The organism is Halosimplex salinum (genome assembly GCF_003730195.1).
Lineage (GTDB): Archaea > Halobacteriota > Halobacteria > Halobacteriales > Haloarculaceae > Halosimplex > Halosimplex salinum.
This window is the reverse complement of record NZ_QWGG01000009.1, coordinates 154,887-175,482: the sequence shown is the minus strand read 5'-3', so window position 1 is coordinate 175,482 and position 20,596 is coordinate 154,887. Positions and strand designations below refer to the sequence as shown.

Sequence of the window (20,596 nt, the reverse complement as noted above, 5' to 3'; positions counted from 1 at the left end):
CGGCGCTCGCCTCCGAACGAAATACTTCAATTGGAAACATAGTCGGGTGATGCTGACGCATCACCCTTGCCCGCTACGCTTTCATAGCGCCAGCTCTGTTCGACCAACAATCTGCTTCCGAAGAGCGATTGCTTCAAATAGAATCTGGGCTTCTGAAGGAATGCTTTCATCGTCCTCGTCTTCCTCTGGTATCTGAATGCTGTGGCCGTTCACATACTCAATCTCAGATATTACAATATCTGTATTGTCTAAAAACGACTCTTGCATCACAGACTCCAGTTCTTGGGACTCTTGGTCCTCCAGAAATTGAATATAATCTGTGAAACTATTTTGTGTTTCAGGCGATATATTCAGGGGGTGGTTTCGCATATATCTTCTAAATCTACCAAGATACTTAACCGAATTTTCAGGGCTATCTTCAGGGTAAAATTCGATGATGGCAGCTGCTAAGTAGTGATATGCTACATCATCAATCGTATAATCAAACTCATTTACCTGCGAAGATAGCACTCTCTGGACACCGATGGATATCATCAAGGGAATAGCTATGATAACATAATAACCGAGATCCTGAACCCCAGCAATTTCTACAGGAAGATCAAGTATTTCAATATACAAGAAGCCAAGAAGAAGAGACCCGAGAGAGATGAAGAGCAGTGCGTACCCCACAAAATTGTCTGTTATATTCGATAGAACTCGGAACTCCTTAATTGACTCATCATCCTCGTGATTCGCCTCAACAAATGAAGATACTTCTTCAGGTATGTCAGACATAGATTGATTTCGTTCTCACCTATATGTAAAGAACCCATGAATAAGTATCGGTAGCATTAGTAGAGTCTATTCATACCATAGGAAGTCAGTCGTTCAGCGCGATGGGTCGATGCAACAGGAAATCCGATTTTGTGGGTAGAACCGGACATAGATATCCGTTGATCACTTGTTCAGAGTCATTCGGGGGGTCTAAAATAAACTCCAGATTGATTGGAGAACAGTATAACTCAAAATTCCTAGTCCGATTGAGCCTGTAAGCAATCCGCCCCAGATCCCGAATTTTACTAGGGCTTGTACTTTGAGAGGGCCTTGGAATACATCTTCAATAGTGTCTCTATTCCTGCGAAGAACGTTTCTCTGGATAGCGAACGGATTATCTTTCTCTCGGGGCGAAAACGGCTCTGTCCCGTCAATTTTGAAAATGCCATCGCTAGAGAAGTGATCATCGAAATACTGTTCTAGGACATCTCGGCGATGTTCAGCATTGATCCGCTTCCTATTGTAAGTCTTCATTACAACAGAAATGCCAAACGTGACGATCCCACCAGTGAATAACAGTATCCCAAATTTGTATGAATAGAAGTCTACGGCGTTAAATTCGAGTGACAAGACATGCCCAGAAAAGAGGACAACAGCAACAAGGACAAAATAGTATGAATTATGCATTATACCGTCGCGATACCGGGATTCTTCACTATACTGAATATACCCCTTTATTAGATCCTCTTTTGTGGGAGTCTCTCCTTCTGAATCCCGATTAGCATGTTCTGGGTCTCCAAAATGGTCCCACCGAGATCTATCTCTGTCAGCCATTGGTGAACCAAGATATTATCTAAGAATTAGAATCTTTGGGAAGAGATAAATTCCTGTACGTCCCCACTGTCGTGAAATAATAGTACGCTCAGCCTGTAAGAAAACGACCGAGACCGTCCGAACGACGTCAAATCGCTCCCAGCGATCGAGAGTAGCCGCTCAGAACCCGAACGCGCGGCGATACTGGGGCGGTCCGGTCACCTCGTCGGTGGCGTCCAGTGCCTCGGCGGCGTGGAGCCCGAAGTACGGGTCCCGGAGGAACTCCCGCCCGACGATAGCGAGGTCTGCGCGGCCGTTGGCGACGATGGCCTGGGCCTGCTCGGGCGTCGTGATGCCCCCGACGGTGCCGATGGCGACGTCGCTCTCCGACCCGTCACGGATCGCCTCGGCGAGCGGGAGCTGGTAGTTCGGGCCGACCTGGTCGGGCCACGACCCGGGCGCGATACCGCCGCTGGACACGTCGATCAGGTCCGCGCCGACCTCGTGGAGCTGATCGGCCAGTCGCGCGGAGTCCTCGGCGGTCCACGACGGGCGGTCGTCGAACCAGTCCGTCCCGGAGACCCGGACGAAGACGGGCTTGCCGTCGGGCCACACCTCGCGGACGGCCTCGGTGACTTCCCGCGTGAGCCGCGTCCGGCCCTCGAAGTCGCCGCCGTAGTCGTCCTCGCGGTGGTTGGTCACGGGCGAGAGGAACTCGTGGAGGAGGTAGCCGTGGGCGGCGTGGACCTCGGCGACCTCGAAGCCGGCGTCGCGGGCGCGCTCCGCCGCCTGTCGGAAGGAGTCGATGACCTGCTCGACGTCGCCCTGGTCCATCTCCCGCGTCGGCGGCGCGTCGACCCGTTCGCCGGTCTCGTCGTCCTCGTACGGCCACGGGTCCCCGCTCGGCGCGATAACTTCCCAGCCGCCGTCGTCGGGATACAGCGGGCGGCTCCCGTCCCACGGGCGGCTCTTCGAGGCCTTGCGGCCGGCGTGGGCGAGCTGGATGCCCGGGACGGCGCCCTGCTCCTTCACGAATCGAGTCGTCCGGGCGAGCGCGTCGGCGTGGTCGTCGTTCCAGATCCCGAGGTCTTCGGGGGTGATCCGGCCACGTTTCTCGACCGCCGTGGCTTCGGCCATCACGAGGCCGGCGCCGCCGACGGCGCGCGAGCCCAGGTGGACGTGGTGCCACTCGGTCGCGCGCCCGTCGCGCGCCTCGCAGGAGTACTGGCACATCGGCGAGACCATCACGCGATTCGGGACCGTCGTGTCGCGCAACTGGAGCGGGGAGAACAGGTCTGTCATCGTCGCCGCTTACGGCTCTCGACTCAAGTATCGTGCGGCGACCGCAACGCCGTCCGCTTTCTCGGTCACCGTCTGTCCGCCGTCGAGGGGCGGGACACTCGCCACTCCGGCCTCGTTCGACGGCGCCGGAGGGAAACTAACCCATAAATGCGCGCGGAGGGTACAGTTCGCAAGGCACTCTCGTGGAGCTATCTACCAGTCAGCGTCAGATACTGACGACACTCGTCGACAAGTACCAGCAGGCGGATGCACCGGTGACGGCCGACCGGATCGCGGCGGTCATCGACCGGACCCCCGGCTCCGTGCGAAACCAGATGCAGAGTCTCAGATCGCTCGGCGTCGTCACGGGGGTCGCGGGCCCGACGGGGGGCTACGAACCGACCGAACGGGCCTTCGCGGTGCTGGGCCGGGACGACCTCGACGAGCGGGCGACGGTTACCCTGTCGCAGGACTTCGAGCGAGTGAGCGTCACGGTCGCCGAGATCAGGTTTCCCAACGTCCTCCACCCGGAGGAGTGCACCGCGCGCGTTCACTTCCGGGAGTCGGTCCCGAAGCTAGCTGTCGACGATTCCATCGCCATCGGACCGACGCCGCTCTCCCACCTCGTCGTCGCCGGGCGGGTCGAGGCGGTCACCGACACCGCCAACGAGGTGCTCCTCGACGTCGCCGTCGTGGAAGGGCCAGTGACGGAGGAGTAGCCCCACATCGTCGCCTGCGCGCTCTCCCGAACGAGCCCCGTGTCTGCCCGTGGACGGGCGTATGGCCCCGGACCGGCACAGCGAGTCGGTCGCTACTCCGTCGGCGACGGCTGGGTGTAGCTCACGACCATCATCAGCAGCGCGACGACGACGAAACTGACCGCCGCGAACACCGTCTGTTCGCCGGAGTTCGACCCGAACACGAGTCCGCTCAACAGACTCACGGTCAGCAGCAAGAGGAGGGTGATCCCGTCCAGTTTGTTCTGTATCGCTGTGTCGTCCATGCGGTCGACGTGTCGAGCGAGCGAGATAATCGTTCTGGCTCCGCTGGACCGGACCGCTCGCTACCGACCTTCGTACTCGCCGTCGAGCAGTTCGCCGGTGTCGGGGCCGATCCGATACTCGAAGGAGATCCAGTTTCCGACCCAGATATCGTCGTCTCTACGACCGATGCCCATGGCCGACCAGTCGCCGGTCCCGGGGAAAAGTGCTGCTCCCTCCGGGGTCCGTGGCCGGACCGGTCTGGGCTCCGAGCGGCCACGGCGGTCTCGGTTCGGCGAGCCGAAGCCGTTGAATAGGTCGCCTCCGACGGCGGGGTATGGATATCCGGTGGCGACGCGCCGCCCTGCTCGGCGTGGCCCTGCTGTTGATCGCGAATCCCCTCCTCGTCCCCCGGCCGACTCAGCCCTCCCACACCTACAGCGCGGAACCGCTCGCGGTCTCGGAGGCGGGGATCGAATCCCAATCTGCGTCCGGCGACCGCGTCGTGCTCCCGGGGGTCGACTGCCAGCGTGGCCCCGACGGGACCAGGTACGGCACGGTCCTCTGCGCGCTCGACGCGCGAGCGCTCGACCGTGGGTCGGTGAACCTCTCGGCCGACGCGGCGGTCGTGACGAACCTCGACGGTACCCCCAACGAGGTGAGTCCGCCGGACCGGTCGGGGACGCGGTTCGGCGACTTCTGGCTCTCCGGTGAGCGATACACCCGGGTCGGCGGCCGCTACTACGAACGGCTGTACACGCCGTCGAACGGCACCTATCGGGTGCAGCCGGTCGCCCCTCGGGCGGTGCTGGACAACGTCTCGGTCCGGTACGAGTCGCCGTTCCCGGTCGAGATCGGGCCCGTCGACCCGCGACCGTACCGCAAACGGGTGGTCGACCGCGGCCGCGTCACGCTCCCCGGGCAGTACCTCGACCGCTCGGTCGTCCGCCGGTCGACGGCCGACGGCGTCACCTACTACTACGTCTCGCACGCCGCGTCGTCGGAGCCGCTGGTTCCCGAGTGGGTCGACGACCGACTCGTCGCCCTCGCCCGGTGGCTGCTCTTCCTCACGGGACTCGCGCTCGCCGGCCGCGCGGTCGGCGTCGTCGAGGCACTCACCGGCGGCGACTCGTCGTAGCCGCCGCTGTCCCGCCACCTCGCCTGGAGGCGTTGCTCCGAGTGGCTACTCCATCCAGCGCGGCCGCGTCGGCACGTCGAACCGGTCGGTGACGACGAGACCGGCGCCGAACAGCGCGGCGAGTCCGACGGGGATCCAGTTGCCGAACGCGGCGTTGATCGCTCCCCAGAGGATCACGAAGCTCACCATGTCGTCGAGCATGAAATCGCAGGAGTCGAGCCGCGCGAGCAGGGCCTCTCGGTCGAGTCCCCAGTCGAAGGCTGCGACGGCGACCGCGGCGGAGAGGACCCAGCCCCGGTAGTTCGACCACGGCACGTCGTAGAAGGCGCCGCCGCCGTCGTAGGTCCAGAAGCCCAGCGCCACCGCCCCCGGATCCAGCACGAGGTCGACGGCGACGACGGTGGCGACGACGACGGGCAGGCGAACCCACGGCGAGCGGGCCAGATCTCCCAGCAGGAGGAGGCAGAGCAGGTAGCTATTCAGGACGAGCGGGAAGAAGAAGACGGGCAGCGCGAGGGGGACGCCGCCGAGCATCGGTCCGAGGGCGACGCCGTACTCGAAGTGGCCGTAGGGCTGGCCGGTGGTGATACCGACGAACTCGATCCCGTAGGCATAGGCCGCCAGCGCGACCAGCGCGAGGGTCGCCTTGCGGTCGATCAGGGGTGCGATGCCGGCGACGAGGGGGAGGCGCATGACGACGACGCCGACGAGGACGAGCCACGGGTTGAACGCGAGGGCGGGCGGGAGCAGTTCCAGCGCGCTGGCGAGCAGCAGGGCGGCGCCCGTGACGGGGAAGACGACGGCGATGGTGAATCGGTTCTCGCTGACGAGGCGGTCGAGGCGCGCCTCCAGCCAGTCGCGGTCCAGCCGCTCGAGTGGAGGGAGTCCGGTGACCTCGGCGGGGTCAGGTGGCATACACGATCCTCCAGAGGCCGCCCATCGTCAGGAGCGCGCCGACGACGGTGTTGAGGACGGGGAACCACCAGTACGCGCGGTCGACGGACACGTCGCTCAGCGCGACGCCGGCGGTGAAGACGGGATAGACGGCGATCAGGCCGCCCCACGCCGGGTGGACGAGTGCGAAGACGGCCGCGGAGACCGCCCAGACGACGGCGCAGTAGGCGTAGGTCGTCCCTTCGCCGAGGACCGTCGCCGTGGTCTCGATGCCGGCGGTGCGGTCGGGTTCGATGTCCGGGATGGCGGAGAAGGTGTGCATCGCCATCGTCCAGAGCCAGGCGCCGGCGACAGCGAGCGCCGGGGGGAACGAGCCCGTGACGGTCGCGTAGGCGACGACGCCCGGCAGGACGTAGAGGCCGTTGGAGAGGGAGTCGAGGAACGGCGTGGTCTTGAACCTGAAGGGCGGGGCGCTGTACTGGACCGACAGCGCGAGGAACGCGAGCATCGCGACGACGGCCTCGGTCGGGAGCAGCGGTAGGGCCGCCACGCCGAGGACGCCGCTGGCGAGGACCGCCGCGAGGACGGCCCTATCACCCTGATACCGGACTTCCTTACCTTCCTTCTTGGGATTCTCCGCGTCGACGTCGGCGTCGAACACGTCGTTGACGCCGTAGAGGAAGACGTTCGCGGGGACGAGGAAGTAGAGCGTGAGCCCGACCGTCAGCGGCGTAAACAGTTCGGCGGTCTCACGGGTCGCGAAGACGGCGCCGACGGCCGCGGGGCCGGCGAGGTAGAGCCAGAAGCGGGGGCGAGAGAGCCGGAGGAGGTACCCGACGGTGGTGTCGGGCGGGACGAGCGCGCCGAGGCGAGCGGTCACGGAGGCCATCGCGTCGTCGATCATACGCGGGTGGGGGAGTTAACTCACGTCCTCGACGAGCGCTTCGGCAGTGTGCTGGCCGCTGATGAGGCACATCGGGACGCCGATGCCGGGCGTGGTGAACGAGCCCGTGAAGTAGAGGCCGTCGACGGCCGTCGAGCGGTTCGGCGGGCGGAGGAGCGAGGTCTGGCGGAGCGTGTGCGCCAGTCCGAGCGCGGTCCCCTGCGTCGCGTTGTACCGGTCGACGAAGTCCGAGACGCAGAACTCCTCCTCGAAGACGATGCGGTCGCGCAGGTCCGTGTCGGCGTTCTCGGCCACGTCGTCGAGGATCTGTTCGCGGAAGCGGTCGCGCTGGGCCGGGGAGTCTTCCAGACCCGGGGCGATGGGAGCGAGGACGAACAGGTTGCTGTGGCCCTCCGGCGCGACCGTGTCGTCGGTCTTCGAGGGGACACAGAGGTAGTAGGCGGGTTCGTCCGGCCAGCCGGGCTCCTCGAATATCTGGTCGAAGTGGGGGTCCCAGTCGTCGGGGAGGACGAGCGTGTGGTGGGCGAGTTCGGGCACGTCGCCCTCGACGCCGAGGTAGAGGAGGTAGGCGGACGGCGCGTAGGTGCGGTCGTCCCAGTAGTCGGCGTCGTACTGCCGTTCGTGCTCGGGGAGGAGTTCCTGCTCGGCGTGGGCGTAGTCGGCGTTGACGACGACGCGGTCGGGGCGGCGTTCGACCCCCGTCTCGTCGACGACGGAGAACCCCCGCTTGCGGCGGGTTATCTCGTCGACCTCGGCGCCGGTCTCGAAGCGCACCCCGAGTTCGCGACAGAGGTCGACGAAGGCGTCGATCACGATACCGATGCCGCCGGGGTGGTTGCCGTCCTCGTCGGGTTCGTTCGCGACGGGGTAGTAGACGCCCATGTTGAAGTCGACGTGGCTCATCATGTTGTAGAGCGCGGGCGTGTTGCGGGGCGATCCGCCGAGAAAGACCAGCGTGTACTGCATTATCTGCTGGAGCTTGGGGTTCTGGAAGTAGTTCTCGACGTGGCCCTGCATCGAGCGCAGGAGCGTGAGGCCGACGGGCGCGGCGCGCATCACGTCGAGGTCGACCCAGTCCCGCAGCGAGGAGCGGTCCTCGTAGACGAACTTGTCCATCGCCGTGCCGTAGTGCCGTTCGCTCGTGGCGAGGTACTCCTCGAACGCCTCGCCGGCGCCGGGTTCGATCGACTCGAACAGCTCCCGGTTGGTCGCGCTGTCGGCGGCGATGTCGATCCGTTCGCCACTGCCTGCCCCGGGCCCCTCGCCGTCTCGCGGGCTCCGCCCGCTCGACTGTCCCGAGACGCGTCGCGTCTCGCCTTTGAAGAAGATCCGGTAGTGCGGGTCCAGCCGTTCGAGGCCGTAGTAGTCGTCCGGGGTCTTGCCGAAGTGGCCGAAGAAGCGCTCGAACACGTCGGGCATGAGGTACCACGAGGGCCCCATGTCGAAGCGAAAGCCCTCGGCTTCGAGGCGGCTGGCGCGGCCGCCCAGCTGGTCGTTTTTCTCCACGAGCGTCACGTCGGCGCCCGCGTCCGCGAGGTACGCCGCCGACGAGAGACCGCCCACGCCGCCGCCGACGACCGTCACCGACACGCCGTCCGCTCGGTCCGAGATCCCTGCCATTGCTCTCGATTACGGCGGAGCGCTCAAAAAGGGGGTGCCCAACCCGTCGGGCCGTGCGGGTGGCGGTCGCGTCCGCGGCCGGGGTGCTGATGTGGCTTCCGTCCCAACTCGTCGCCATGGACGGACGGACAGTCGTCGTCACCGGCGGGACGCGGGGGATCGGCGCGGCGAGCGTCCGAGCGTTCGCCGACGCGGGCGCACACGTCGTCACCTGCGCTCGCGATACGGGAGCGCTCGACGAACTGGCCGGAGAGATCCGCGAGTCGGGCGGCACGATCACCACCCAGCGGGCGGACGTGCGCGACGAGTTCGACGTGGAGCGACTGGTGGAGACCGCCGCGCACGAGGGCGGCGCTATCGACGTGCTCGTCGCCAACGCGGGCGTCTACCACGGCGACCCGGGCGAGACGCCGGTCGACCGGGAGTCCTACGCCGCGTTCGACGACACGATGCGGACGAACGCCCGCGGCGTGTTCACCACCGCCCGCGAGGCCCGACCGCACCTGGCCGACGAAGCGCGACTGCTCGTCCTCTCGGGCGGAGTCGCACGCGAAGCGCGAGCGGGCTTCGGGGCGTACGCCGTCTCCAAGGCCGCGGCGGAGGCGGTGGCTCGCCAGTTCGCCGTCGACACGGAGTGGCCTGTCGGCGTCGTCGACCCTGGCGCGGTCGCGACGGACCTGACCGGCGGACGGGGGACTGACCCCGAGCGCGCGGCCGACCTGCTACTCTGGGCCGCGAGGGACGCCGCCCCCGAACGGCTCGACGGGTCGGTCCTCGACCGCCGGGCGATGCGCGAGGCCTGACCCCCATATCGGTACGCTCGCCAGTCTATTCCGCCCGTATCGGCCGCTCTCTGCGACGCCCCGCCTCCGCCGAGCGACAGATTTAATAATAACAGTACCGGTGTTAATACACAATGGGTATTAACGAATCGAGCGAGGTTAATAATCCAGTGGGCGGACTCTCGCTGGTGGGCGGTGCGGGCGTCGTCGCACTGGTCGCGCTGTCGGTCGTCGCGGTGATGACGGAGACGTGGAAGGTGTTCGTCGTCGGGTGGGTGGCGTTCGCCGCGATGGCCGTCGGGGCGTATCTCGGCGGGCGCGCGACGGCGACGAACCCGCAGCGACTCGTCTGGGGGTACGGGCTGGCGAGCGGCGCGATGGTGACCAGCGCCGCGATGTTCCTGGTCCCGCAGGCCATCGGCATCGGCGGCTCGGCCGGCGCGCCGCAGATCGGCGGTATCGGCATCGCCGCCGGCCTCGTCGTCGGGTACAGCGGCCACGTCGTCGGCCACCGACTCACCCACCTCGACCTCCCGATGGACGTGACGACCGCACAGATTACCGCCCACGCGCTCTCGGCGGGTCTGATAATCGGCCTCGTCTACGGCTCGATGCCGACGCTCGGGCTCCTGCTCGGACTGGCCATCGTCTCGCACAAGGGCCCCGCGGGCTACGCCGCGGCGCGCCGGCTGCGTCGGAACGGCAAGCCCGTCTCCGCCCTGTTGCTCCCCGCGGCCGGCGTCGGGATCACCGCGATCCCCACAGCCGCGTTTCCGGTCCCCGATATTCCGGTGTTGAACGCCGTCGTCTTCGGCTTCGCGGCGGGTATCTTCCTCCACGTCGCGATGGACTTCCTGCCGGTGTGCGAGGCCGGGTCGGAGATCGACGAGGTGTGCTCGCTCAGCGAGGAGTCCCACGAACTGCTCGACCAGCTGCGCTTCCACGCCGTCGGGAGCACGGTCGTCGGGGCCACCGCCGTCGTCGTCACTTGGGTCGCCGTCTCGCCCTGAGCGCTCCCCGGTCCCTGTCGAACTCGCTGTATCGGTACTCGTCGATCGCTCCGATCGCGCTCGCGGTCCACGGCGCACTCACTCCAGTTCACGGTCCGCGGCGCACTCACTCCAGTTCACGGTCCGCGGCGCACTCACTCCAGTTCACGGTCCGCGGCGCACTCACTCCAGTTCGCGCTCGCGCCCGCGCCGTCTCCCGTCCGGTCGGTCGGAGTAGCGCTCGTCGGTCCCGTCGAGGGTCGCGTCGCTCCGGATTTCGAGGTCCTCTGTCTCGACGAGTCGTTCGAGGCGGCGCTCGAACTCCACGTCGTCGAGTTCGCCGGCGGCGTAGCGGTCGCGCAACCGCTGGAGGGCGTCGTCGCCGGCGTCGGCTCTCTCGTTCGCTGTGGACTCCGTCGACGCTTCGGTTCCGAGTTCGACGTGGTCGGAGAGCACGCTCAGGAGGGGTACGAGCAGGAACCAGCCGACGATAGCGACGACGGCGGCGGCCTCGCCGCCGAGGAAGACCGCCGCGAACGCCGCCATCGGGAGGGTCGCGACGGCGACGACCTCGACGAGCGCGTCAAGTGGGTCACCCGTCCAGTCGACCATACGCACTGCTACCGCCCCGGCCGACATAGTTTCCGGGGCCGGTCGGTCCCTCGTCGACCCGCGAGTCGCGATAGCGCTATGCTCTCGGCGAGCGTACGGTGGGTATGGCGATCAGTATCGAGGAGTTCGAGGCGACGCCGAGCCAGGAGCTCCGACCGGCGACAGCGGGCGCGGCCAACGCCGAACGAGTGGTCGAGTTCCTGGACGAGCGACGCGATCGGGCGTTCACGCCCGCGGAGATCCGCGAGGCGACGGGCGTCCCCCGCGGGAGCGTCTGCGTCGTCCTCTCCCGTCTCGAAGACCAGGGTCGGGTCCGCCACCGCGGCGCGTACTGGGCGGGTGCCGCTCGCTCCGAGACGACACCGTCGAGCGCCTGAACGGGAGCACGGTACGGGAGGCTGGGCGGCGAAACGGGAAGGATGCGCGGCGAAACGGGAAGGATGCGCGGCGAAACGGGGAGGCTACGCGGCGAAACGGGGCCGAAGAGCCGAACGGGCTATCCGAGCGCGCGCACCGCGGCGGTCGCGACGCCGCGCCAGTCGACCGCCGCGTCGAGCCCGGTGAGCCGGCTGACGAGCGGGTCGCCGGTAACGCCGGCCCCGACGGTGGCGACGGGGGAGCGCCGGACCTGCAGTTCGACGGTCAGCCCCGCGTCGGCCAGGCGCTCGCCGGGGTCGAGCGCGTCGGTCGGGAGCGCGGCGCGGATACTCTCTATCGCGCGGAGCGCGCTCACAGACGGCGCGTCGACGACGATCCGGTTGTCCTCGCTCCAGACGCGGAACGTCCGGCTGCCGCCCTCGACGACCAGTTCGGCGTCGACGCTGAGAGCGCGGTCGCTCACTCCTCTTCGGTGGTGATGCTGAGCGTGCCGTCGACCCGCCAGTGGGCGTGTTCGGGGTCCTCGCCCGCCTTGCTGGGCACGTCGACCTCCATGTCCTCGAACTCGTAGGTGATCGTCGCGCCGCGACCGGTCAGCCGCTCGTAGAGCCCGATCGCGAGATCCGGCCAGGTGGTCGTCTCCTCGATGTCGGGATCGATCGCTGTGGTGTCGTCTGAACTCATCTTGTCGGATCTTTGTACCGGTCTGTCAAATACCCTCGTACGGAGAGCGAGGCGCGAGCGAAGCGAGCGCCTCGATAGTGAGCGGGGAACGAAGTGACCCGCGAGCACGGAGCGACCCGCGATATCCCGACCGCTGGTGGGGCGTCCCGCTCAGTTGTACTCCCGCCAGCGGTGGTCACACTCTTTGCATCGGAAGAATCGGGTCGGCGGCTCGTCGGCGGCGCCGGTCTGCTTGATGTTGTACCAGGCTTCGCCGTGGCCGCACTCCTCGCAGGTGACGCTGTCGTCCGTGGGTTTCCCCTCGAAGTTGTCTCCCTCCTCGGTCTCGACGAGTTCGTCGCCGGACTGTTCGTCGGTGCTGACGAACTGGTCGGCGAGGTCCTGGTCTCTCCCCTCGGTCGCACCGCAGTTCTTGCAGACCATCTCGTCCCCGTCCGAGTGCATCATCGAACCGCAGTCGTCGCAAAACTGCATGATACTCCGCCCGTTCACGCCCCGGACACAAGTAGAAATCGTCTCGCGTCACGGACAACCCGCGATCCACGCGCCGACGATCAGGCGTCCTCTTCCAGTTCGCGTCGCTCCTCGACCACCGGGCAGTTCGCGACACGGACGGTGTCGATATCGACGAACTCCAGGATGTCGGTGCCCTCGTGGGAACAGGTCACGTCCGGCGGCGCCGAGAAGTACTCGCACCCCTCGCAGTAGCTGTGTTTCGACACGTCGACGACGTCGTCTTCGCCGTCGTCCGGGTCGACTGCGGGCCCGGCCTCGGCCCCAACCTCGACCTCTGCGTCCGTGGCGGGGTCGGTGTCGGGGTCGGCGGTCAGTCGCGCCCACACCTCGTCGGGGTCGATATCGTCGACGTCCGGGCGCTCGAAGGCGCTCGCGTTCGACTCGAAGGGGTCCGCGTCGGACACCTCGACGTCCGCGAGCGGGTCGCCCGCGGACCCCGACGCGCCCTCGGACCCCGGCGAGCCTTCGGACCCGGCGGGGTCGCGGTCGCTGTCTCGGTCGTCCATGTACTCGAACGGGTCGGCGTCGGCGGTGCCGGGGTCAGCCGGGCGGTCGTCGGTCCCGTCCCGCCCTTCGCCGCGCCCGTCCGCTCCGTCACGCAGTGAGTCGAACGGGTCGCCCTCGCGGTCGCCGTCGGTCTCGAAGGAGTCGAACGGGTCGCCGTCGGAATCGTCGCTCACGCTGGTCACTCCCGGTCGGCCGCGTCGGGGACGTTCGAGCGGTCCGTCTCGTCGCCGGCCTCGAGCTGTCGAGCGACGGTGAGCCGGGGCTTGCCGAACAGCCCGCCGGGCAGCTGGACGTCGCTGACGGTGGCGTCGCAGTGGGGGCAGGTCGGCTCGTGCAGGAGCGCGATGTCGACCGCCCGCGAGCAGTTCCCGCAGACCGCGCGGTCGACGTCGAGTTCCGCCGCGGTCGCCTTGAGCCGGTCGATGGCCTCGGTCCCGCTGGACCGCGCCCGCTCTGCCTCTCTGAGGTCGCTGACCACCCAGGCCACCGTCCGCAGGCGCTCCTCGACCTCTTCGAGTCTGTCCGTCGCCCCCTCCACCTCGTCGACGCGGTCGCCGAAGTCGTCGAGGCGGTCTTCGTGGTCCTCGACGCGCTCTGCGGTCTCGTAGACGCGGGACTCGATATCCGCCAGCGACGACTCCAGGTCGTCGACAGCGGTCGAGAGCGTCGCGAGCTCCCCGAACTCCGGGTGGGTGTGGTCGACGTCGGCCTTGTCGTCTGCCTCCCGTTTCACCTGGACGACGCGCTCGCGCACGTCCTGCACCTTGTCCGTGAACTCCGCCTCGACGCGGTCGATCTCCGCGGCGAGGCTCTCTTCCACTTCGCCCACGTCGCCCGTATCGACGCGTTCGGCGACCGCCTCGGCGATGTCGGGCAACCGTTCGGCGATCACGTCCCTGACCTCCGACTCCACGTCGCGGTCGCCGAGCACGGCGCTCACCTCGTCGTCACCGAACTCCTCGGCGGCGCGATACGAGGAGAGCAACTGGACGACGACGGCCTCGCGGTCCACGTCGAGGTCGGCCGCCTTGCGGTCGAGCCAGGCCTCTAGATCCGCGGGGAGCGACACGGACACGCCGGCGTCGTCCGACGACTCGCTCGCCATTACCTCGTGTTGACGCGAGTAGGTAGTTAAGCGTTTGCCACCGGTTCTCGAAAATCGAATCTGGAGACTCGCCGCGATCGTCGTTCTCGAACCGGATCCGACGCGATCCTCGATTCGATTCGCGCTATCGGATCTTGCGGACGTCGCTGATGTCGAAGCCGCCCTCGCCGATCTCGGTCTCGAACTGGACGATGTTCTCGTCGTCGATCCCCGAGAGGACGCCCCGGAACTGTTTGACGACGAGCGTTCGGGCGCGGGTGGACCCGCCGCTGGCCCACTCGAACTCCAGGGTGCCGTCGACGCCGTCGACCAGCTGGCCGTACTCGGTCGGGGAGACCGTCTCCTGGTTGAGGTGGACGAGGATGACGCCGTCCCACTGGTCTGCGCCCTTCTGGAGCCCCTTGACGAGGAACGCCACGTCCGACCAGTCGAGGTTCTGGTCGCGGCCGGCGGTGCTGATGAGGTCCGAGAGGGAGTCGATGACGACGAGGTTGCCCGGGGCGTGTTCGCTCAGGCGGCTCCCGAGTTCGCCGAGGATGTCGTCGCGCTCCTGGCGCGCCCGGAGGTCCTTGATGTCGGCGGTCGCCTCGGCGTACCAGTCCCGTGGGACTGGACTCTGGTGGAAATACTGCTCAGAGAGGTCGTGGTAGTGGACGGCGTCGATCCCGGCGTCCACGATCTCCGACTCCATCGTGGTGTCGATCTCGTCGACGAAGCGGTCCTCGCCGGCGGTAAATGAGATAAAGTGGACTTCGTCCGGCGGGTCGGCGTTCGCCGCGAGGTCGCCGTAGTAGAGGTTGTGCAGGTCCTCGTCGGTGTTCGCCAGCGCGTTCAACAGCGTACTGGTGTACATGAACTCCCGGGACCCCGCGCCGCCCTCGCCCGCCGTGAGGACGACGCTCCCCGCCGGCGCGCCGCCACCGAGCGTCGTGTCGAGCTGGCGGACCCCGAAGGGTATTCGATGCATGCCCCTACCTCTCGGGGCCCCCCGCTTACCTGTTACGCCGCGATTATCGGTCGCTGAAACTCACTCGTCGGCGACCCTCGCGCCCTCGTTCCGGGGGCGAGCGACTATCACGCGACCGCCGTCGGACCGGCGGTCCGACGAGGGCTCTCCCGCGAGCCCGCCGTCGGCCACGTCGGAGAGCGCGTCGCGGGCCGCGTCGGCCACGTCGTCGGCGTAGTTGGCGTTCGTCAGGGCGTAGACGGTCGGCCCCCACGACGACTGGCCGGCGCCGGCGACCGCGGGTTCGTCGGAGAGGCGGTCGATGAGGGCGCCCGCGGGCGGGCGGTAGACGCCCCCCTGCTCGTCGGCGTACCAGGCGCCGTTGAGTCGGCCGAGTCTGGCGACTGCACTCCCGAACGCCGCGCGGTCGCCGGTCGCCGCCGCGGGGAGGAGGTGTTGCGTGACCAGCCCGGCGATCTCCTCGGCGATGCCGGGATCGGCTCGCTCGACGACCGAGCGCATGCTCTCGTCTTCCTCGTCACCGCTGCGGCCCGGGCCGGCGTCGGGGACGGCGAGGACGAACCGCCACTCCTCGGGGAGGTCGTGACGGGCGACGACCGGCGGGACCGTCCACTCGCCCTCCGCGGGCGGCGCGGTGGTGAACCGTTCGGTCGGGTGACCGCCGTCGACGACGAACCCGCCGCGCTCGAAGGTGGCGACGCCGATGCCGCTGCGGCCGCCCCGACCCAGCGCGGGCGCGCGGGCGCGCGGGTCCACCTCGACGTCGTACGCGCCGGCGACGGCGACGAGGGCGGCGAGCGCGAGTTGCGTCCCGCTCCCGAGGCCGGCGTGGCGCGGGAGTTCGTCGTCGACGCGGACGGTCGCGCCGGGCACGTCGAGGTGGTCCACGACCCGCTCGACGTACGGCGTGGCCGCCTCGTCGTCGCAGTCGACCACGTCGGCGCGCTCGGCGCGCAGGTCCAGGCGCGGTTCGGCGAGCGCGACGCCGACGCCGCCGTAGAGGCGGTTGTGAGCCAGGGAGAGGTTCTGGAAGCCGGCGTGCAGGCGACCGCCGACCGTGACGCGCGTCATAGGTCACCGACGTATTCCCGGACCTACGGCCTTTCGACACCGGCGTTCGTCGCCGGAGTCCGTGACGACCGCGTGTCTCCCGCTCCTTGACTGCCGACTGTCTCGGTCTGGAACCGGGCGAGACGGTCGATAAGCCGTCATTTACAATCCGGGCGGCGGGGGGAAGACGTTCCATGGGTGAGAGACGAACGACCGACGACCGTCGCGAGGACGATATCGGCGACGGGCCGGACGGCACCGACGACCCACAACCGGGCGCTGGGGCGTCTCGACCGGTGAGCGCCACGACCGACACAGATACCGGGCAGTCGACGCCCGTGAGCGAGAGAGATCCTGTCCGCCGATCACCCGGCGACGCGCGCTCGGCCGTGACGACTGCTCGTAGTGCGGACGACCGCGACACGGAGCCCGATCGCGGCGTGATCGAGACGACCGTCGACCGCGTCACGACGGTCGAGCCGTGGACGCCTCCCCCGCTTCGGGAGCGCGAGAGCGGACTCGTCCGGGGCCACCTCCGGCCGGACGAGTCGCTTCAGATCGTCGACAACGCGCGACTCCGGGGCGACCGCGACGGTCCGGCGACGGTCGCGCTGACCGACGAGCGCCTGCTCGTCGTCGCCGACGACGGGCTCGTCGGCGTCGGTATCGACCGGCTCTGTGCGGTCCGAAGCGCCCTCGGGACGGTCCTCCAGATCCGCGGGAACGACGCCCGACTCCTCGGGGGCGTCGGGTACCTGCTCTCGGTCGTCGGCTTCCTCGCCGTCCTCGGTGTCGCGGCGAACCCGCTGACGCCGGCGCTCGCGCTCGCCACCGTCGGCGGCGCGCTCGCCACCGCTCACGTCCGTCGCAACGGCCTCGACCTGAACGGGCGGACGCTGACCGATCGACTCGCCCGGTTCGACGGCCTCGACAGGCTCGCGGACCGGCTCACCGCGGTCGAGCGCCGTGTCACCGGCGGTGCGGGCGACGACCCGCTCGCTCACTGGGGAGTCGGCGTGCTCGGGCTCTCGCCGTTCGCCGCGCTCGTCGTGCTCGAGGGGGGCCTCCTCGCACCACTGCTCACGCTGGGGACGGTCGCGAGTTTCGCCGCCGTCGTCCACGCCGTCCGCCACAGCGAGGAGTTCGACGGGATCGAAGTGGTCCGCCGGCGCCAGCGGACGGTCACTGCGACCGTCGACGACGGCAGTGTCGTGGCCCTCCGGACTCACCCCGACTCGCAGCTGGACAGCGAACTCGCGGCTCGGCTCGGGCGGGCGTCCGCCGGTCCCTCGCGCCCCGAAGACCGCTGACGGACGGCCCGTCGCCGCTCAGGCCAGCGGGAGCAGGTCCGTCGGGAGCGCGCCCGGCAGTTCGTCGCGGTCGTGGGGCGCCCCGAACTGCAGGTCCGGCCCGCGAGCGACCAGCCGCTTCGGGTTCACGTCGGGATGCGTCGTGTAGTAGTGCTCTTTGATGTGGTCCATATCCACCGTCCCGGCGACGCCCGGCGTCTGGTAGAGGTCGCGCAGGTACGGCCAGAGGTTCTCGTACTCGTGGATCGCCTGCACGTTACACTTGAAGTGGGTGTGGTAGACGTGGTCGAAGCGGATCAGCGTCGTGAACATGCAGACGTCCGCTTCGGTCAGGCGGTCGTCGGCGAGGTAGCGCTGGTCGTCGAGCACCTCGTCCCAGTGGTCGAGCGCGTCGAACAGGTCGTCGACTGCGCGGTCGTAGGCCTCCTGCGATCCGGCGAAGCCGGCGCGGTACACGCCGTTGTTGATCGGGTCGTAGATGTCGTCGATGATCCGGTCGACTTCCTCACGGTAGCCCTCGGGGTAGAGGTCGACGTCGTGTTCGGCCACGGAATCGAACTCCGTGTCGAGCATCCGCAGGACCTCCCTGGACTCGTTGTTGACGATGGTCTCCTCTTGCTTGTCCCAGAGCACCGGAACGGTCACGCGGCAGGTCGCGTCCGGGTCGGCGGCCTGGTACACCTCGCGGAGGTAGTCGCTCCCGTTGACGGTGTCCGGCGTACATCCGTCCTTTTCGGGGGTGAACTGCCAGCCGCCGTCGTCGCGGTAGGGGTCGACGACGTCGACGGAGATGGCGTCCTCGAGGCCTTTCAGCGCGCGGATCACCAGCGTGCGGTGGGCCCACGGGCACGCGTAGGAGACGTAGAGGTGGTAGCGACCGGCTTCGGGCTGGAAGCGCGCGTCGGGGTCGTCCTCGACCCGGTCCCGGAAGTTCGTCTCCTGGCGCTCGAACTCGCCGTCGTCGTTCGTGTAGTCGTCGATGTCCGTCCGCCACTCGCCGTCGACGAGTTTGTTCATACCCGCCGTTGGGCCGCGAGCGGTAAAAGAGCACCAGTGGCACCCGAGTAACCCGACGTTCGCCCAGTCCGACGGGGCGGGCGCAACAGTTTAGTGTCATCGTGGAGATGGTATCGACAGTACTGGGGGGCAGGGGGAGATGAAACACGTCATCGAGGTGGAAGACGGCGAGGAATCGGTACTCACGGAGACGGGGAGCGGCGGTCTCATCGGTCGGGGGATCCTGCACGACCGGCCGCTCGCGGAGTACGTCGACGCTGGAGAGACGCCGCGGTACGTCGTCCGCAACAAGAAACGGGGCGTCCGGATCGACCGATCCGGGGACGCGGTCGGCGGGAGCGGTGGGGGGAGCGTCGACGAGTCCGAGCGCGTCACGCCGGACAGCGACCACAGCGCGACGGCGCTCGTGACGGACGTCCGGGTCCTGTTCGCGGTCGGGCACGCGGACGGGGACCGGACGCACTCGGTCCCGCTGGGCGACGTCGTGGAGGCCCGGACGGTCGACGGGTTCCTCGGTGGCGCGCTCGTCCTCGAGACGGTTCACGGGCGGCAGTACCGGTTCCAGTCCCGTGGCGACCTCGGCCCGGTCCAGGAGTTCCTCGACGCGGCGGCCGGAGTCTGGACGCGCGCCGAGCGCCACCTGGAGGCGGCCGCGGAGACGCTCGACCAGGTCGAGACGGCCTTCGAAGCAGGGGACGTCGATATCGTCCTCGCTGCCGTCGGCGACGTGCGCGAGACGCTCGCCGACGCCGAGGAGGCGGCGGCGTCGCTGGACGGCGCGTCGGCGTCGGTCGCCGACCGGGTCGCGGACTACCGGGCGCGACTGGCGTGGTACGAGCGGCGGGCCTACGCCGAACGGGCCGAGCAGGTGCGCGAGCGTGCGCACACTCGGTGGGACGACCGGGAGTACGAGTCGGCGTTCGACAACTTCGAGCGGGCGGCCGAGAGCTACGCGGCGGCGCTGTCGGTCGACGCCGACCGACCGACCGACGACCTGATCGAGCGGCGGCTGGAGACGCTGGCCGAGGACCGCGAGCGACTGGCCGCCGCGCCGCTGGAGCGGGCCGAGCAGGCCGTCGAAGTGGCGTCCGCCGAGGACGACCCGGAGACGGCGGTCGAGTGGTGGGAGCGCGCGCTCGACCGCTACGAGACGCTTCGGTCGCTGGACTGGGGGCGCGACGAGCGCCGCTTCGCCGGCGACCGCGAGGCGATCCGCGAACGACTCGCCGTGGTCGCCGAAGGTCTCGTCGCGGCCCGCTGTGAGCGCGCGCGCCGCGCTGTCGACGTGGCCGACGGAGCGCCGCCCGAAGCGGCCGCCGCGGCCTGCGAGCGCGCCCAGTCGGCGCTCGACGCCGCTCGCGAGGTGGCGCGCGAGCGAGTCCCCGAGGAACTGGACACGGTCGACGAACTCGAGGCGACGGTGGACGACCACCGCCCCGACCTGTCGGCAGACCGGTCCGAGGACGGCGGAGACGCGACGCCGGCGGAGACCGTTGTGGTTCCGTCCGACGAACCCGACCCGGAGGCGACTGCCGAGTCCGGTCCCGGGGCGGCCGGCACCCCGACGCCGGCCGACGGCGGGTCGACGACGGAGAGCGAGACTACGTCCGACGCGGTCCGCGAAGATTGGGCGTCCGTGGACGACGACACGGACGAAGCGGGGACGGACGGCGAGGGCATAGACTCCGGGGAGGCGGGCGACGGGTGGGTGTCGGCGACGCGGATTCGATCGGCGGCCGACGAGTCGACGTCGACCGCGGACGACCCGGAGCGAGCCGTCACTGAGACGGAGTCGACCGTCGATTCGCAGATGTCGGGTGCGAGCGGCGGCGGGTCCGCTGACTGGGCTCCTGCGGACCTGGCGTCCGTCTCGGCCGGCGCCTATCGCGACCTCGTCGCGACGCTCTTCCGGGAGACCGGCTGGGCAGTCGACGCACCAGAGGGGGAGGCTGCGGACGAGGTGGACCTGCACGCGACGACGCCGGGGCCGGTCGCAGTCGGTGTGGGCGTCCGGGCCGTCCACGCCGACGGGACCGCGGCCCTCGACGGCGACGCGGTCGAGCGGGTCGCGGCGGCCGTCGAGGATGCGGCCGGACTCGACGCGGCAGTCATCGTCGCGAGGGCGCGGCTGTCTCCTCCGGCGCGGGAGCGGGCCGACGAACGCGGCGTTCGAGTCGTCGGTCCCGACTCGCTCGCGGCAGAACTCGACTATCACGGCGTCTCGCACCCGGACGGGGGATGAGGCGGTCCGGGTCTCGGGCGGTTCGCCCGGGTCGACCGGCCGTGAGTCGTGTCT

The 20,596-nt window shown here is 68.2% G+C and carries 23 protein-coding genes; 7 read left to right on the top strand and 16 right to left on the bottom strand.

The window, feature by feature from the left end; all coding sequences use genetic code 11:
- Positions 1-81: 81 nt before the first annotated feature.
- From D1409_RS24815 to D1409_RS19800, 3 genes are all read right to left on the bottom strand, one after another.
- Positions 82-774 (bottom strand): hypothetical protein, encoded by a 693-nt coding sequence (locus D1409_RS24815; RefSeq protein WP_164471803.1) that lies wholly within the window; start codon positions 772-774, stop codon positions 82-84.
- A 189-nt stretch (positions 775-963) separates the two neighbouring features.
- Positions 964-1,587, bottom strand: a complete 624-nt coding sequence (locus D1409_RS24810; protein WP_164471802.1) for a hypothetical protein — start codon at positions 1,585-1,587, stop codon at positions 964-966.
- A 159-nt stretch (positions 1,588-1,746) separates the two neighbouring features.
- Positions 1,747-2,868 carry an NADH:flavin oxidoreductase/NADH oxidase gene (locus D1409_RS19800; protein ID WP_123538721.1) on the bottom strand — a complete coding sequence of 374 codons (1,122 nt, stop codon included), beginning with the start codon at positions 2,866-2,868 and terminating at the stop codon, positions 1,747-1,749.
- 182 nt (positions 2,869-3,050) lie between these two features.
- On the opposite strand from D1409_RS19800, the gene D1409_RS19795 reads away from it, so the two are divergent.
- Positions 3,051-3,566: an Rrf2 family transcriptional regulator gene (locus D1409_RS19795; protein WP_123538720.1), complete on the top strand. Its 516-nt coding sequence runs from the start codon at positions 3,051-3,053 to the stop codon at positions 3,564-3,566.
- Between the two features lie 92 nt (positions 3,567-3,658).
- On the opposite strand, the gene D1409_RS19790 is transcribed toward D1409_RS19795, so the two are convergent.
- Positions 3,659-3,850: a hypothetical protein gene (locus D1409_RS19790; protein ID WP_123538719.1), complete on the bottom strand. Its 192-nt coding sequence runs from the start codon at positions 3,848-3,850 to the stop codon at positions 3,659-3,661.
- Positions 3,851-4,164: 314 nt separating this feature from the next.
- Between D1409_RS19790 and D1409_RS19785 the strand changes: the two genes are divergently transcribed.
- Positions 4,165-4,965: a hypothetical protein gene (locus D1409_RS19785; protein WP_123538718.1), complete on the top strand. Its 801-nt coding sequence runs from the start codon at positions 4,165-4,167 to the stop codon at positions 4,963-4,965.
- A 45-nt stretch (positions 4,966-5,010) separates the two neighbouring features.
- Here D1409_RS19785 and cruF read toward each other — a convergent pair whose 3' ends face one another.
- Genes cruF through D1409_RS19770 form a run of 3 tightly spaced genes read right to left on the bottom strand, consistent with a single transcriptional unit; the run spans position 5,011 to position 8,383 of the window.
- Positions 5,011-5,880, bottom strand: coding sequence for a bisanhydrobacterioruberin hydratase (cruF, locus tag D1409_RS19780; RefSeq protein WP_123538717.1), 870 nt, complete (start codon positions 5,878-5,880; stop codon positions 5,011-5,013).
- Entirely contained in the window at positions 5,870-6,748 is an 879-nt protein-coding gene (locus tag D1409_RS19775) for a prenyltransferase (RefSeq protein WP_164471805.1), read from the bottom strand. The genes cruF and D1409_RS19775 overlap by 11 nt, the downstream gene beginning before the upstream one ends.
- A 30-nt stretch (positions 6,749-6,778) precedes the next feature.
- Positions 6,779-8,383, bottom strand: coding sequence for a phytoene desaturase family protein (locus D1409_RS19770; protein WP_123538715.1), 1,605 nt, complete (start codon positions 8,381-8,383; stop codon positions 6,779-6,781).
- Positions 8,384-8,499: 116 nt separating this feature from the next.
- Here D1409_RS19770 and D1409_RS19765 point away from each other — a divergent pair, with 116 nt between their 5' ends.
- Together D1409_RS19765 and D1409_RS19760 are read left to right on the top strand one after the other, a co-directional pair.
- Positions 8,500-9,186 carry an SDR family NAD(P)-dependent oxidoreductase gene (locus tag D1409_RS19765; RefSeq protein WP_123538714.1) on the top strand — a complete coding sequence of 229 codons (687 nt, stop codon included), beginning with the start codon at positions 8,500-8,502 and terminating at the stop codon, positions 9,184-9,186.
- 113 nt (positions 9,187-9,299) lie between these two features.
- Positions 9,300-10,175: a ZIP family metal transporter gene (locus tag D1409_RS19760; protein WP_123538713.1), complete on the top strand. Its 876-nt coding sequence runs from the start codon at positions 9,300-9,302 to the stop codon at positions 10,173-10,175.
- Positions 10,176-10,337: 162 nt separating this feature from the next.
- On the opposite strand, the gene D1409_RS19755 is transcribed toward D1409_RS19760, so the two are convergent.
- Positions 10,338-10,766 (bottom strand): SHOCT domain-containing protein, encoded by a 429-nt coding sequence (locus tag D1409_RS19755; RefSeq protein WP_164471801.1) that lies wholly within the window; start codon positions 10,764-10,766, stop codon positions 10,338-10,340.
- A gap of 104 nt (positions 10,767-10,870) precedes the next feature.
- Here D1409_RS19755 and D1409_RS19750 point away from each other — a divergent pair, with 104 nt between their 5' ends.
- The gene (locus D1409_RS19750; RefSeq protein ID WP_123538711.1) at positions 10,871-11,143 is read left to right on the top strand and encodes a helix-turn-helix transcriptional regulator; all 273 of its coding nucleotides are present in this window, start codon (positions 10,871-10,873) and stop codon (positions 11,141-11,143) included.
- A gap of 119 nt (positions 11,144-11,262) precedes the next feature.
- On the opposite strand, the gene D1409_RS19745 is transcribed toward D1409_RS19750, so the two are convergent.
- From D1409_RS19745 to D1409_RS19715, 7 genes are all read right to left on the bottom strand, one after another.
- Complete coding sequence (locus D1409_RS19745) at positions 11,263-11,607, bottom strand: hypothetical protein (RefSeq protein ID WP_123538710.1); 345 nt, start codon at positions 11,605-11,607, stop codon at positions 11,263-11,265.
- Positions 11,604-11,828: a hypothetical protein gene (locus D1409_RS19740; RefSeq protein WP_123538709.1), complete on the bottom strand. Its 225-nt coding sequence runs from the start codon at positions 11,826-11,828 to the stop codon at positions 11,604-11,606. The genes D1409_RS19745 and D1409_RS19740 overlap by 4 nt, the downstream gene beginning before the upstream one ends.
- Positions 11,829-11,978: 150 nt before the next feature.
- Complete coding sequence (locus tag D1409_RS19735) at positions 11,979-12,302, bottom strand: transcription factor S (protein WP_123538708.1); 324 nt, start codon at positions 12,300-12,302, stop codon at positions 11,979-11,981.
- Positions 12,303-12,382: 80 nt separating this feature from the next.
- The gene (locus D1409_RS19730; RefSeq protein ID WP_164471787.1) at positions 12,383-13,024 is read right to left on the bottom strand and encodes a hypothetical protein; all 642 of its coding nucleotides are present in this window, start codon (positions 13,022-13,024) and stop codon (positions 12,383-12,385) included.
- 5 nt (positions 13,025-13,029) lie between these two features.
- Positions 13,030-13,956 carry a hypothetical protein gene (locus D1409_RS19725; protein WP_123538706.1) on the bottom strand — a complete coding sequence of 309 codons (927 nt, stop codon included), beginning with the start codon at positions 13,954-13,956 and terminating at the stop codon, positions 13,030-13,032.
- Positions 13,957-14,080: 124 nt separating this feature from the next.
- Positions 14,081-14,923 (bottom strand): RAD55 family ATPase, encoded by an 843-nt coding sequence (locus D1409_RS19720; RefSeq protein ID WP_123538705.1) that lies wholly within the window; start codon positions 14,921-14,923, stop codon positions 14,081-14,083.
- A 60-nt stretch (positions 14,924-14,983) separates the two neighbouring features.
- Complete coding sequence (locus D1409_RS19715) at positions 14,984-15,994, bottom strand: beta-ribofuranosylaminobenzene 5'-phosphate synthase family protein (protein ID WP_123538704.1); 1,011 nt, start codon at positions 15,992-15,994, stop codon at positions 14,984-14,986.
- 173 nt (positions 15,995-16,167) lie between these two features.
- Between D1409_RS19715 and D1409_RS19710 the strand changes: the two genes are divergently transcribed.
- Complete coding sequence (locus tag D1409_RS19710; protein ID WP_123538703.1) at positions 16,168-17,283, top strand: hypothetical protein; 1,116 nt, start codon at positions 16,168-16,170, stop codon at positions 17,281-17,283.
- An 18-nt stretch (positions 17,284-17,301) separates the two neighbouring features.
- Here the strand turns inward: D1409_RS19710 and D1409_RS19705 are convergent, their stop codons facing one another.
- Complete coding sequence (locus D1409_RS19705) at positions 17,302-18,300, bottom strand: glutathione S-transferase family protein (protein ID WP_123538702.1); 999 nt, start codon at positions 18,298-18,300, stop codon at positions 17,302-17,304.
- A gap of 139 nt (positions 18,301-18,439) precedes the next feature.
- On the opposite strand from D1409_RS19705, the gene D1409_RS19700 reads away from it, so the two are divergent.
- Complete coding sequence (locus D1409_RS19700) at positions 18,440-20,542, top strand: restriction endonuclease (RefSeq protein ID WP_123538701.1); 2,103 nt, start codon at positions 18,440-18,442, stop codon at positions 20,540-20,542.
- Positions 20,543-20,596 lie beyond the last annotated feature (54 nt).

Coding starts and splice junctions, on each gene's coding strand:
- D1409_RS24815 (WP_164471803.1), bottom strand. CDS start 774: ATGTCTGACATACCTGAAGAAGTATCTTCATTTGTTGAGGCGAATCAC.
- D1409_RS24810 (WP_164471802.1), bottom strand. CDS start 1,587: ATGGCTGACAGAGATAGATCTCGGTGGGACCATTTTGGAGACCCAGAA.
- D1409_RS19800 (WP_123538721.1), bottom strand. CDS start 2,868: ATGACAGACCTGTTCTCCCCGCTCCAGTTGCGCGACACGACGGTCCCG.
- D1409_RS19790 (WP_123538719.1), bottom strand. CDS start 3,850: ATGGACGACACAGCGATACAGAACAAACTGGACGGGATCACCCTCCTC.
- D1409_RS19785 (WP_123538718.1), top strand. CDS start 4,165: ATGGATATCCGGTGGCGACGCGCCGCCCTGCTCGGCGTGGCCCTGCTG.
- cruF (WP_123538717.1), bottom strand. CDS start 5,880: ATGCCACCTGACCCCGCCGAGGTCACCGGACTCCCTCCACTCGAGCGG.
- D1409_RS19775 (WP_164471805.1), bottom strand. CDS start 6,748: ATGGCCTCCGTGACCGCTCGCCTCGGCGCGCTCGTCCCGCCCGACACC.
- D1409_RS19770 (WP_123538715.1), bottom strand. CDS start 8,383: ATGGCAGGGATCTCGGACCGAGCGGACGGCGTGTCGGTGACGGTCGTC.
- D1409_RS19765 (WP_123538714.1), top strand. CDS start 8,500: ATGGACGGACGGACAGTCGTCGTCACCGGCGGGACGCGGGGGATCGGC.
- D1409_RS19760 (WP_123538713.1), top strand. CDS start 9,300: ATGGGTATTAACGAATCGAGCGAGGTTAATAATCCAGTGGGCGGACTC.
- D1409_RS19755 (WP_164471801.1), bottom strand. CDS start 10,766: ATGGTCGACTGGACGGGTGACCCACTTGACGCGCTCGTCGAGGTCGTC.
- D1409_RS19750 (WP_123538711.1), top strand. CDS start 10,871: ATGGCGATCAGTATCGAGGAGTTCGAGGCGACGCCGAGCCAGGAGCTC.
- D1409_RS19740 (WP_123538709.1), bottom strand. CDS start 11,828: ATGAGTTCAGACGACACCACAGCGATCGATCCCGACATCGAGGAGACG.
- D1409_RS19735 (WP_123538708.1), bottom strand. CDS start 12,302: ATGCAGTTTTGCGACGACTGCGGTTCGATGATGCACTCGGACGGGGAC.
- D1409_RS19725 (WP_123538706.1), bottom strand. CDS start 13,956: ATGGCGAGCGAGTCGTCGGACGACGCCGGCGTGTCCGTGTCGCTCCCC.
- D1409_RS19720 (WP_123538705.1), bottom strand. CDS start 14,923: ATGCATCGAATACCCTTCGGGGTCCGCCAGCTCGACACGACGCTCGGT.
- D1409_RS19715 (WP_123538704.1), bottom strand. CDS start 15,994: ATGACGCGCGTCACGGTCGGCGGTCGCCTGCACGCCGGCTTCCAGAAC.
- D1409_RS19710 (WP_123538703.1), top strand. CDS start 16,168: ATGGGTGAGAGACGAACGACCGACGACCGTCGCGAGGACGATATCGGC.
- D1409_RS19705 (WP_123538702.1), bottom strand. CDS start 18,300: ATGAACAAACTCGTCGACGGCGAGTGGCGGACGGACATCGACGACTAC.
- D1409_RS19700 (WP_123538701.1), top strand. CDS start 18,440: ATGAAACACGTCATCGAGGTGGAAGACGGCGAGGAATCGGTACTCACG.